Annotated in this window: 6 protein-coding genes; all 6 read right to left on the minus strand. The window is 70.5% G+C overall.

Translation table 11 applies throughout. From position 1 onward, the window contains the following. Positions 1-251 (minus strand): hypothetical protein (locus OO71_RS36835; RefSeq protein ID WP_033294710.1); only part of this gene is annotated, 251 nt, incomplete at its 3' end. Positions 252-291: 40 nt separating this feature from the next. Next, entirely contained in the window at positions 292-927 is a 636-nt protein-coding gene (locus OO71_RS36840; protein WP_033294658.1) for a DUF8010 domain-containing protein, read from the minus strand. Next, the gene (locus OO71_RS36845) at positions 920-1,342 is read right to left on the minus strand and encodes an acyl-CoA thioesterase (RefSeq protein WP_033294659.1); all 423 of its coding nucleotides are present in this window, start codon (positions 1,340-1,342) and stop codon (positions 920-922) included. The genes OO71_RS36840 and OO71_RS36845 overlap by 8 nt, the downstream gene beginning before the upstream one ends. Beyond that, on the minus strand, positions 1,339-6,339 hold the full coding sequence (locus OO71_RS36850) for an NAD-glutamate dehydrogenase (RefSeq protein ID WP_033294660.1): 5,001 nt from the start codon (positions 6,337-6,339) through the stop codon (positions 1,339-1,341). The genes OO71_RS36845 and OO71_RS36850 overlap by 4 nt, the downstream gene beginning before the upstream one ends. A 1,219-nt stretch (positions 6,340-7,558) precedes the next feature. After that, positions 7,559-10,876, minus strand: coding sequence for a hypothetical protein (locus tag OO71_RS52635; protein WP_245633900.1), 3,318 nt, complete (start codon positions 10,874-10,876; stop codon positions 7,559-7,561). 18 nt (positions 10,877-10,894) lie between these two features. Continuing rightward, positions 10,895-12,571, minus strand: coding sequence for an energy-dependent translational throttle protein EttA (ettA, locus tag OO71_RS36860; protein ID WP_033294661.1), 1,677 nt, complete (start codon positions 12,569-12,571; stop codon positions 10,895-10,897). Positions 12,572-12,764: the final 193 nt, after the last annotated feature.

Raw genomic sequence — 12,764 nt, forward strand, 5'->3', positions numbered from 1 at the left:
TCACCACCCACGTCACCCGCCTGGCCGCCACCATCGCCCGCATCGGCGACCGACGTCGCCACCCACGCGGCAAACAACCCCGCCTGCACATACGGTGCCGCTTCACCCACCGCGCGCAACGCACGGCTACGCGGGCGTTCCACCGGCTCCGAAGCCGGAGCGTCCGCCGGGCGATCGGTGCGCCACGGCGTCTCTTCGGTGCGGACCTCGGCGAGGAAGTCCGCCGTCGGGTCGCCGTCGGGGTCGCTCATTCCTTCACGATGACACCGCCGCCGCACTTCCGCAGCGGAATCAGAAAAGCAGTGGCAGCAACGCTTGGCGACGCTTGAGCACCGCACCGTAACGGGCGTCGAGGCGGAGCCACGAATCCGTGGCGGTCACGCGCACGACGTCGCCGTCGATCGACGAATCGAACAATCCCATGCCGGACAACGCGAACAGGCATCGCATCTGCACCTTGACCTCGAGGTCTGCCCCGGTCACGGTGAGCACCGCCTGATCCATCAGCGACGCGGGCGGCGTGCCGTGCGGCCCCGCGTTGTCTCGGGCGAGCGTGACCCCGCGGTCGGCGAGGTCCGACACCACACCCACCGGCAGCTCGTCCACCAGTTGCCAGCGGCCGGGCGCGGGCAGCTCGGCGTGCCACAGCAGGTCGCGCGCCGGGCCCGGGTCCATCACCTCGCCGCCTGCGACGGTGAGCGCCGCGAGCAGCTCGTTGCCGGACACCGTGACGTCGGCCGGGGTCACCGTCCCTGCCACCGCGCGGGTGGCGAGGACTTCGAATGGCGTGGCCGTCCAGGCTTCGACCACGTCGTCACCTCGGCGGCGCAGCCGGACGGCGGTGTTGCCGTCCAGCCGCACCGCACGCGCGACGAACGCGCTGAGCGTGTCGCGGTCACCCGCGTCGGGGATGCGCAGCTCAGGCATCGGCCAGCACCCGCTTGAGGAATTCCGACTCTTCGTCGCTCAGCCGGCGCGGCCGCTGAGCCGCCGTGTTGTACGGCGCGAGCACGGTTTCCGCCGTCACCGCAACGGGATCGGCGGCATCCGGCCCGCTGCGCACGACGTACCCGAGCGTGACGGTGGCGGCCTTCAGTTCGGTGAGCGTGATCTCCACGCGCACCGGGCGGCCGGGCTTCGGGACGAGCGGAGCCCGGTACTGCACGCCGAGCTTCACCACCACGATGCCCTTGGGCAGGTCGGTCAGCCCGGCCGCCACTGCCTCGCCGAACAGCACGGGAACCCGTGCCTCTTCGAGCAGCGTCACCACGTTCGCGTGGTTGACGTGCCCGAACACGTCCATGTCCGACCATCGCGGCTGGACGTGGGAAACAAATGTCACCGCACCGTGCTCCGGATCTGGCGGGCGGCCACGGACAGCGTTGCGAGGTCGAGCCGCCCGGAACGGGTGATCTCGTCCAGCGACACGCGCGCCCGCGAAAGCCGCGACGCGTTGGCTTTCTCCCACTGCGCGATCTGCTCGTCGACGGTCAGGTCCTGATCGCTGTGCCGCAAGGCATCGAGCACGATCGCACGCAGCGAACCGTACACGTCGTCCCGCAGCGACAGCCGCGCGAGGGCGTGCCAGCGGTTGCCGCGTTCCAGCGCACTGATCTCGGTGAGCATCTTGTCGATGTCCAGGTGGGCCGACAGCGCGTAGTACAGCTCCGCGGTGTCGTGCGGCGTGTGCGTCGCGTCGAGCCCGACCTGCTGCTCGGCCAGCTCCGCCACCTCGACCACGTCGAGCAGGCCGTAGCTGTGCAGCAGCAGCCCCACCCGGCCGGCGAGATCGGCCGGTACCCCCTCGTCGACCAGCGTGGCCGCGTGCGCTTCGACCGCTTCCAGCTGACGTCCGCGCAGCAGCTCGCCGAGCTTCGGCCCCAGCTCCGCGATGATCGGCCCGAACCGGTTGATCTCGGCCAGCGGCGCGAGCGGCTGCGGGCGGTTGCTGAGGAACCAGCGCGCGGCCCGGTCGAGCAGCCGCCGCGTCTCCAGCACCATCGAGTCCGCGACCGCGGTGGGCACCACGTTGTCCAGCGCGTCGATCTCGGCCCACAGCTTCGGCAGGTCGTAGACGTGCGTGACCACGGCGAACGCGCGTACCGCATCGGTGGCGGTGGCGTTCATTTCCTCCATCAGGCGGTAGACGAAGGAGATGCCGCCGCCGTCGACCAGCTCGTTGGTGACCAGCGTGGTGATGATCTGCCTGCGCAGCGGGTGCCGGTCGATCGCCGTGGCGAACGGCTCGCGCAGCGGCGCCGGGAAGTACTCCGGCAGCCGTCGCGTGAACACCTCGGAATCGGGAAGGTCGGACTGCAGCAGCTCGTCCTTGAGGTCGAGCTTCACGTGCGCGAGCAGCGTCGCCAGCTCCGGCGACGCGAGCCCGTCACCCGCCTTCTCCAGCGCGCGGAACTGCGACGGGCTGGGCAGCGCCTCCAGCTTGCGGTCGAACGCACCCTTCGCCACCAGCGCGGACACCTGCCGCGCGTGCACCGACACCATCGGCCCGGCATGCGCCCGGCTGACGCCGAGCACCGCGTTCTGCCGATAGTTGTCCGCCAGCACGAGCGCGCCGACCTCGTCGGTCATCTCCTCGAGCAGCTCGTTGCGCCGCGTGTGCTCCAGTTCCCCGCCGGACACGAGGTGGTCCAGCAGGATCTTGATGTTGACCTCGTGGTCGGAGCAGTCGACCCCGGCGGAGTTGTCGAGCGCGTCGGTGTTGATCTTGCCGCCGGAGCGGGCGAACTCGATGCGGCCGAGCTGGGTCAGGCCGAGGTTGCCGCCCTCGCCGACGACCTGCACGCGCAGCTGGTTGCCGTTGACGCGGATCGCGTCGTTGGCCTTGTCGCCCGCCGCGGCCTGGCTTTCGCTTTCGGCCTTGACGTACGTGCCGATACCGCCGTTCCACAGCAGCTCGACCGGCGACAGCAGGATCGCCTGGATGAGATCCATCGGCGCGAGCTGCGTGACGTCGTCATCGAGGCCGAGCGCACGGCGGACCTGCGGCGTGATCGGGACGGTCTTGGCCGAGCGCGGGTAGATCCCGCCGCCCTCGCTGATCAGCGAGCGGTCGTAGTCGTCCCACGAGCTGCGCGGCAGGTCGAACAACCGGCGCCGCTCGGCGAACGTGGCCGCCGCATCCGGGTCCGGGTCGAGGAACACGTGCATGTGGTTGAACGCGGCCACGAGCCGGATGTGCTCGGACAGCAGCATGCCGTTGCCGAAGACGTCGCCCATCATGTCGCCGATGCCGACGACGGTGAAGTCCTCGGTCTGCGTGTCCTTGCCCAGCTCGCGGAAATGCCGTTTGACGCTCTCCCACGCCCCCTTGGCGGTGATGCCCATGGCCTTGTGGTCGTAGCCGACCGAACCGCCGGACGCGAACGCGTCGCCGAGCCAGAACCCGTACTGCGCCGAGACTTCGTTGGCGATGTCGGAGAACTTCGCGGTGCCCTTGTCCGCGGCGACGACCAGGTAGCTGTCGTCGCCGTCGTGCCGGACGACGTCCGGCGCGGGCACGGTGCCGCCCTCGACCCGGTTGTCGGTGAGGTCGAGCAGGCCCGAGATGAACATGCGGTAGCAGGCGATGCCTTCGGCGAGCTGGGCTTCGCGATCGACCCCGGCGTCCCCGGTGACGGCGGGCGGCCGCTTCACCACGAACCCGCCCTTCGCGCCGACCGGCACGATCACCGCGTTTTTCACCGCCTGCGCCTTGACCAGGCCGAGGATTTCGGTGCGGAAGTCCTCCTGCCGGTCCGACCAGCGCAGGCCACCGCGCGCGACGCCGCCGAAGCGCAGGTGCACGCCCTCGACCCGCGGCGAGTACACGAAGATCTCGAACTGCGGACGCGGTTCGGGCAGCTCCGGCACCGCGCCCGGGTCGAGCTTGAGCGCGAGGTACTGGCGCGGGTTCCCGTCGGCATCGCGGACGTGGTAGTTCGTGCGGAGGGTCGCGTTGATCACCGACAGCAGCCGGCGCAGGATCCGGTCCTCGTCGAGGCTCGTGACCTCGTCGACCATCGAGCCGATCTCGGCGGTGAGGGCCTCCGCGCCGGTCGAGCAGTCCACATCGGACAGTTGCGGGTCGAAGCGGGTTTCGAAGAGCCGTACCAGCTTCGTGGCGACCTCGGTGTGCTTGAGCACCGTGTTCTGGATGTATGCCTGGGAAAACGGGCTGCGGGCCTGCTGCAGGTACCGCGAGTACGCACGCAGCACCGCGGCCTGCCGCCAGGTGAGCCCGGCCTGCAGGACGAGACCGTTGAAGCCGTCGACCTCCGCGTCGCCGTACCACGCCGCGCGGAACGCGTCCTGGAACCGCTCGCGCAGGTCGAGGATCGCCGCGTAGTCGGCCGACTCGAGGCCCTTCCGGTGGATGAGCAGGCCGAAGTCGTAGATCCAGCTGGCGCCGCCGTCCTCACGGAACAGCTCGTACGGCCGCTCGTCCACCACCTCGACGCCCATGGCCTGCAGCACCGGCAGCACCTTGGACAGCGTGACGCCTTCGCCGCGCAGGTACAGCTTGAAGCGCCGCTCGCCCGGTTCGGCGCCGGCGGGCAGGTAGAACGACAGGGCGAGGTCGCCCTCGTCCGCGAGGGTGTCGAGGTTGCGCAGGTCGGCGAGCGCTTCCTCGGCGGTGAAGTCCTCCTTGTAGCCCTCCGGGAACACCGCGGCGAACCGCTGCCCCTGGTCGACCACGGACTCCTCGCCCATCATCCCGATCGGACCGCCGTCGCCGACGCGCTCGCGGCGTTCGGCGAGGATCGCCTCGACGAGCCGGTCGTCCCAGCTGCGCACGACCGTGTTGAGCCGGTCCTGTATCCGCAGCGTGTCCGGTTCGAGCCGGGTCGCCGGGTCGGTGTGCACCATGAAGTGCACCTGCGCCAGCAGGGTTTCGCCGACGCGGGCGCTGTACTCGAGCTGGGTTCCTTCGAGTTCCTCCAGCAGCACTTCCTGCATCGCGAGCCGCGACCGGGTGGTGTAGCGGTCGCGCGGCAGGTAGACGAGGCAGGAGTAGAAGCGGCCGTACGGGTCGCGGCGCAGGAAGAGCCGCAGCCGCCGCCGGTCGGACAGCGTGATCGCGCCGGTGGTGGTGGCGTACAGCGAATCGGTGTCGGCGGAGAACAGGTCGGCGCGCGGCCAGTTCTGCAGTACCTCCAGCATCCGCTGGCCGGAGAACGACTCCATCGGGAAGCCGGCGCGGTGGATCACCTCGCGCACGCGCTGGCCGACCACCGGGATGTCGAGCACGTTCTCGTGCAGCGCGGTGGTGGTGAACATGCCGAGGAAACGGTGCTCGCCGGTGACCTTGCCCTCGTCGTCGAACGTCTTCACGCCGACGTAGTACGGATACACCGGACGGTGCACCGTGCTCGGCGCGCTGGCCTGGGTGAGCACGAGCAGCGACGGCGCGAGCGCGTCGACCGAGTTGTCCGGCCCGGCGGTGAGCCCGCGGGCGGCGAGGCTGTCCTGACGCAGCACGCCGAGCCCGGTGGCGAGGACCGCACGCAGGGCGGGCTCGTCGGTGTCCGGATGCGGGTTGTCGACCAGCTCGTACTTGCGGTAGCCGAGGAAGGTGAAGTGGCCGTCGGCGAGCCAGCGCAGCAGGCGGGCGCCTTCGGAGACCTGATCTTGGCCTCCGGGCAGCTTGGGCGGGTGCTCCTCGAGGGTCTGCGCGAGTGCGCAGGCGGTCTGGGCCATTTTCTCGGCGTCCTCGACGACCTCGCGCACGTCACCGAGCACGGACGCCAGCCGGTTGTCCAGCTCGCGCGCCCGGTTCGGGTCGGTGACGAGGTCGATCTCGGCGTACATCCACGATTCCGCGGACGCCCCGGCAGGCGGGTCGCCCGGGTCGGCCTCGGGGTGCAGGCCCTCGAGCTCGCCGGTGAGGCCGCGGCTGACGACGACGATCGGGTGCACGATGCGCTGCACCTGCACGCCGTCACGGGCGAACTCGGCGGTGAGGCTGTCGACGAGGTAGGGCATGTCGTCGGTGACGACCTGCACGACGGTCGCCTCACGCGACCAGCCGTCCTCGGCGGTGGTGGGGTTGAGCAGGCGCACCGCGGGCCGCCCCGGCATGCGCTGCTCCGCGAGCTGCAGATGCGAACGCACCGCGCCGACGAGCGCCACCGGGTCGTCGCCGACGATCTCGTCGGCCGGAATGTGCCGGTAGTACAAGCGGATCAGGTCCGCGATCTCCGGCGCCTGCGCCGCGGCGGTGTCGATCAGCTCGTCCCGGATCTGCTCCGGGCTGGCCGAGCGACGGGATGGGCCGGCGGTGGGGCCGGGGTTGGTGCCGGGGTCGGTTCCGGGCGGGGCTGAGACTCCCGTCGAGCTCATTGAGCAACTCTCCAGTGTGCGAGACCGAGATGCATCCGTCACCACAACGTGCCGGACTTCCCTCACCCTAATCCGCCCGGGAGACCCGCTGCGCACGGCGGGGAAAGACTTAAGGTTCGGTTTCCCGCCCGCTCCGCACGGGTTGCTGCGGGATCGGTTCAGCTACCGACGGGTCGCGCTCGGCGGAAACCCTTGGCACGAACGGGTCGCACGGATCGCGGGTCGGCCGGGGATGGTTCGGGATCGGTTCAGCGAGGCGTATCGCCCGCGGCTCCCCACCGAAAGGTTGCGTTCCACCCCGCGAGATTTCCCACCCGGACGGGCTATTTTGCTGCCCTTCCGTACGGTGCGCGGGGGCTCTTGCCGAGGATCCGCTTGGCGGCTGCATATCGGTTGTCAGGATGGGGAGGCTCGTACCTACCTCTGCTGCCGCGGCGGCGCACACCTGACGTCATTGCAACCCCCGGCTGTCATTCCGCCGCACGCTGATGCGCCGACGCCCACACGAAGGCACAACCACGCTGGGCGGGCGGTCTTGATTTGCCACGACGGTTGCGCAAGACGGGTAAGTCATCGACCGGCCTGGCTCATTGCGCAGCGGCCTCGTCACGCCTCGCCTGACAGCTCCGCTGGCCCCTGGCCGCCTCCGCAACCGGGCCGCCTACTGGCTTGGTGAGTCCGTAGCTCGGCCTGGCAACCACACCGTCCCGCCCTGCGCCGTCTCGCCTCCTGGCTCGGCAGCGCGCAGCTCCGCCTGGGAACTGCGCCACATCCCGCCCGGCAGCCCCATCGCTCCTAGCCCGGCGGCGCGTCGGTCCGGCTGGCAACCGCACCACTCCCCACACGACAGCTGCATCGCTCCTAGCCCGCCAACACGTAGCTCGCGGCTTGGCAACCGCACCACATCCGACCCGGCAACCGCATCGCTGCTAGCCCGGCGGCGCGTCGGTCCGCCTGGCAACTGCGCCACATCCGACCCGGCAACCGCATCGCTGCTAGCCCGGCGGCGCGTCGGTCCGCTTGGCAACCGCGCCACATCCGACCCGGCAGCGTCTCGCCTCCCGGCTCGGCAGCACGTAGCTCCGCCCGGGAACCGCGCCCCTCCCCACCCGGCAGCCTGTCCGCTCTCCGCCCGGTGGTCTCGCTGATTTGGCTCCGTCCCGGCTCGGCGGACCCGGCCGCACCGCAAACCCGGCTGGTGGGCAGGCGAGGTCCGGAATCAGTCGCCGTTGTGGCGGCGGTCTGCGGTGGCTCGGCCGTTGACCGGTTTCTTGGGCTCGTCGTCCGGGCCGAGGCGTTTCACCAGGGCGGCCGCGCTGGCGGTGCCTGCCTGGTGTTCCGCGAGGGCGCGGGCCAGCAGTTCCGCCAGTCCGGCGTCCGGGGGTGGTTCGTCCTCGGCGATGGCTCGGGCGTAGCTGTCCGGGAAGGGCTGTTCGGACGGGGTCCAGTCGTCGATGTCGGCGAGTGGGTCGAGTGCCGGTGGCATCCGCAGCCGGGGCAGCCACGGTTCCCCGGCGGAAGATTCCTCCGGCCGGGCCGCGGGGTCCGGCTTGTCGGCGGTTTCGGTTTCTGCCGCAGCGGATTCCGTTGCGACAGGCTCGTCTGGTTCCGGATCCCGCGCGCGCCGTCCGGCATCGTCCGCCCGGCGACGGCCTCCGCCGCCTCCGGTCGCGGTGATTCCCAGACGGTCCAGCACCGACTTCGCAGCCACCGACCCGTGCTCGGCATCGTGCCGGGTCGTCCGTCCGCGGGACTCGCGCCGGGCCACTTCCTCCTGCGCCCACTCGGCGCTCTCCCAAAGCGGAGCAGCGGCTTCGTCCGCGGACGCGGGGGCCAGCGGGAGCTCCGGCAGGATGTCCGACAAATCCGGCATCCGCAACGAAAACCGCGGCGCCGCAGGCTCTTCCGCCGGAGAAGAAGCCTTCTCGACGGCCCTGCGCGCCCCTTCCCCTCGACGCGCATCCGGCATCTCCGCCGTGCCGTCCCTGCGAGGGGCCGCGTTCTCCTCCGCGGCAAACGACCCGTCCACGCGACGAGTCGCGTTCCCCTCCGCGGCAAACGACCCGTCCGCGCGATGGGTCGCGTTCCCCTCCGCAGCAAACGACCCGTCCACGCGACGAGTCGCGTTCCCCTCCGCGGCAACCGCTGCGTCCGCGCGATGGGTCGCGTTCTCCGTGGCCGCGCGATAAGTTGTGTCCTTCGCGCCTGCCGATGCGTCCGCGCGGCGAGTCGCGCTCGCCCCTGCACCGGGCGACACGTCCGTGCGATGAGTCGCGTTCGCCGCGCGACCGTTTACGTTCTCCCCCGCGGCAATCGACGCACCTGTGTGACGGGTCGTCATTTCCTCCGCGCTGCGACGTCCGGGGCGGTCATCCCGCGGGCGGTCCGAGGTCTCGCCCATCGTTCGCGACGATTCGGCCCGGTGCGCGTCCCCCACGGCCTGCGTTGCTTCGGCCCACCGCGAGGCTTTTCCGGCTGTAAGGGAACCGTCCGTGGTCCGCGAAGTTGCGTCCGACCTCGCCGCCTCCGCGCGACGTGCTTCCACCGCCGCCCGCGAAGCTTCCACCCACCGCGATGCGTCTTCGGCTGCTCGCAACGCTTCCGAGCGCCGGGCTTCTTCCGCGGATCGCGAGGACCCCGAGCCCAACGACGGATCGTCGGTCGTCCGCGACCTGGCTTCCGCAGCCCCGAACACCGCCGACTGCCGCGAAGCGTCATCTGTGCCTCGCGACGCCTCGGCGTGCGGCGAAAAGTCATCGGCGGCCCGCGACACGTTCGCCCGGCGCGGGAACGTTTCTCCTGCCGACAGCGAACGATCCACCCCGCGCGCCAGCGATCCCTCTGCTGAATGCGAACTGTCCGCCCGATGCGCCAACGGTTCCCCCGCCGACTGCGAGCTGTCACCTCGCCGAGCCGACGATTCCGCCGCCGAACGCGAACTGTCCGCCCGACGCGCCAACGGTTCCCCCGCCGACTGCGAGCTGTCCGCCCGATGCGCCGACCGCGTGCCCGAGGTACGGCCCGACGTTTCCTCCGTCTGCCACGAAGCCGCCCGCTGAGTGGGGGCGTCCTCGGGTTGGTCGCGTGTTTCTGCGTCCTTCCGGCTGAACGGGCGCACCCAGCCGGGCAGGGCGGACGGGTGCCGGTCCTCGGCGCGGCGGCGGCCGCCTCCGTGTCCGGGCTCGGACGGCTTTTCGCGTACCGCCGGGATCACCGACGTTTCGTCGGGCTGCGCTCCGCCCGTCCCGAACGACCACGCCGGTTTCCTGTCCTTCGCCGGGGATTCCGGGGCGGGCGCGTCGTCCCGGATGATCGGCATTACCGAGGTGACCGCGGCATCGACGCGAGGTTCGACGGCCATCGAGACCGCACGTCCGTCGCGCGGGGCAGATGCGGCCAGTACGTCGTCGAGGTCGAGGGAAGCGACTGCGTCGGTACCGAGTTCTCCCGCGATCAACCCGCAGGCCTGCCGCCGCGCTCGGGCGTGCACGTGTTCCGCTGCGCGCGCCCGGTGCAGGCACGCGATGGCCTCCTCCGCGCTGCCGAATCGTTCCTCTATTTGCGCCAGCTCCAGCCACAACCGCGCGGTGACCGCGGCGAGGCCGTGCCGGTCGGTGGCGGCGACGGCCTCCCCCACCAGTTCTGCGGCTGCGTCGCCCGCTCCGGCAGGGAGGTGAATGCGCGTCGCGACGGCAAGGCGCAGCCACGCCGAAGGCGCAATGCCTGCGGCCCGCACGGGTTCCCGCAGAATCGGTTCGGCAATGTCGTAGGCCATGTCGGCGTCGCCGCGGTCGAGCAGGGTGCTGACCAGCTGCAGGACCAGCCGGATGCGCACGAGGCCGCCGTCGTCGCCGGGGCGGTGCAGTTTGTCCAGGAATCCGAGGCCGGTGCGCGCGGCGTCGGCGGCTGCGGTGAGGTCGCCGTGCCGGCGGCGGTGGGCCGCGGTTCCGTTGCGCAGCAATGCTCGCATGAGGAGGCGGTCGTCGGCGTCGAGGGAATCGTCGGCCACCAGCAGCCGGTCGGCCTCGACGAGCACGCGGTCCAGCTCCGCCTTCCGGCCGAACTGCGCAAGACATCCGACGAGATGGCACAACGCTTCCGCCCGCAGCGACGGCGGTACGTGCTCCGACAGCACCGGCCGCAACGCGGCCAGCCCCAGCAGCGGAACGCCGAGACTGCGCGCGCACACTGCGAGGTCGATCCGCAGCCGCGCGGCCGTGGTGGCGTACCCGGCGTGCTCAGCCGCGCGCAGAGCTGCGACGGCACGGCCGACCGTCGATGTGCGTGCCCCGGTCCGCACTCGAGCGGCGACGACGAGCGCTTCGGCCCGGATCCAATGTCCGTCCGCGCCCGCCGTCTCGGCGAGCGCAGCTGCGCGTTCGCCGAGGACGAGGGACAACTCGGGCGCGCGCAGATGAAGCGCGTCGGCGCGGTCGATCAGCCGCCCGAGGTCGGCGAGGGTCCCGCCACCGGCAACGGCGGGCCGCCCGTCCGCGGTCGCGGACGGGCTGGGCCGGTTGTGCCTGCTGGTTTCCACTCGGGACCCCCGCGCCGGTCAGTCGCGCTTCAGCTTGCGATGGGTGACCCGGTGCGGGCGCGCGGCTTCGGCGCCGAGGCGCTCGACCTTGTTCTTCTCGTAGCCCTCGAAGTTGCCTTCGAACCAGAACCACTTCGCGGGGTCTTCGTCGGTGCCTTCCCAGGCGAGGATGTGCGTCGCGACCCGGTCGAGGAACCACCGGTCGTGGGAGATCACGACGGCGCAGCCGGGGAACTGCTCGAGCGCGTTCTCGAGCGAGCCGAGGGTCTCGACGTCCAGGTCGTTCGTCGGCTCGTCCAGCAGGATCAGGTTGCCGCCCTCTTTGAGCGTGAGCGCGAGGTTGAGCCGGTTGCGTTCGCCACCGGACAGCACCCCGGCCGGCTTCTGCTGGTCCGGGCCCTTGAAGCCGAACGCGCTCACGTAGGCACGCGAGGGCATTTCGGTCTGGCCGACGTGGATGTAGTCGAGCTTGTCGGACACGACCTCCCACACGGTCTTCTTCGGGTCGATCCCGCCGCGGGACTGGTCCACATAGGACAGTTTGACCGTCTCGCCGATCTTGACCGCACCCGCGTCCGGCTCCTCGAGCCCGACGATGGTCTTGAACAGCGTGGTCTTGCCGACGCCGTTCGGGCCGATCACGCCGACGATGCCGTTGCGCGGCAGGTCGAACGAGAGGCCGTCGATGAGGACGCGGTCGTCGAAGCCCTTGCGCAGCTTGTCGACCTCGACCACCACACTGCCGAGCCGCGGGCCCGGCGGGATCTGGATCTCCTCGAAGTCGAGCTTGCGGTGCTTGTCGGCCTCCGCGGCCATCTCCTCGTAGCGGTCGAGCCGCGAGCGGGACTTGGTCTGACGCGCCTTCGCGTTGGACCGCACCCATTCCAACTCGCTCTTGAGCCGTTTGGCGAGCTTCGCGTCCTTCTTGCCCTGTACCTCGAGCCGCTCGCGCTTCTTCTCCAGGTACGTGGAGTAGTTGCCCTCGTAGCCGACGACGCGGCCGCGGTCGAGCTCCATGATCCACTGCGCGACGTTGTCGAGGAAGTACCGGTCGTGGGTGACGGCCAGGACGGCGCCGTTGTAGTTCGCGAGGAACTGCTCCAGCCACAGCACGCTTTCGGCGTCCAGGTGGTTGGTGGGCTCGTCGAGCAGCAGCAGGTCGGGCGCGGACAGCAGCAGCTTGCACAACGCGACGCGGCGGCGCTCACCCCCGGAGAGGTGGGTGACCGGCTCGTCCGGCGGCGGGCAGCGCAGGGCGTCCATGGCCTGCTCGACGGTGGAGTCGAGCTCCCAGGCGTCGGCGTGGTCCAGGTCTTCCTGGAGCTTGCCCATCTCCTCCATGAGCGCGTCGCTGTAGTCGGTCGCCATCTGCTCGGCGATCTCGTTGTAGCGGTCGAGCTTCTTCTTGGTGTCGCCGAGGCCCTCCTCGGCGTTCTGCCGGACCGTCTTGGTCTCGTCCAGCTCCGGCTCCTGCATGAGGATGCCGACGGTGGCGCCCGGCTGCAGGAACGCTTCGCCGTTGCTGGCCTGCTCGATCCCCGCCATGATCTTGAGAACGGTCGACTTGCCTGCGCCGTTCGGACCCACCACGCCGATCTTGGCGCCGGGGTAGAACGCGGTGCTCACGTCGTCGAGGATGACCTTGTCCCCGACGGTCTTGCGCACCTTCTTCATGGTGTAGATGAACTCGGCCATGCCAGCGATCGTAGAGTGGCCCCTCCGGCGCCCTGACGGCGGTCACCACCGGATCACCGAGGGTCATGCCCACATCACGCGGACGATATCAATTGCGGTCGCGTTCCTCCTTGTGTTCCTCCTGTTGCGGTCGGGCGTGGGTTCGGCGGGTCATGCCGCTTCGCCGGTCGGGGTGGACGGTTGCGGCGGGGTG

The sequence above is a fragment of the Amycolatopsis jejuensis genome (genome assembly GCF_000717335.1).
GTDB classification, from domain to species: domain Bacteria; phylum Actinomycetota; class Actinomycetes; order Mycobacteriales; family Pseudonocardiaceae; genus Amycolatopsis; species Amycolatopsis jejuensis.

Coding starts and splice junctions, on each gene's coding strand:
- ettA (WP_033294661.1), bottom strand. CDS start 12,571: ATGGCCGAGTTCATCTACACCATGAAGAAGGTGCGCAAGACCGTCGGG.
- OO71_RS36850 (WP_033294660.1), bottom strand. CDS start 6,339: ATGAGCTCGACGGGAGTCTCAGCCCCGCCCGGAACCGACCCCGGCACC.
- OO71_RS36840 (WP_033294658.1), bottom strand. CDS start 927: ATGCCTGAGCTGCGCATCCCCGACGCGGGTGACCGCGACACGCTCAGC.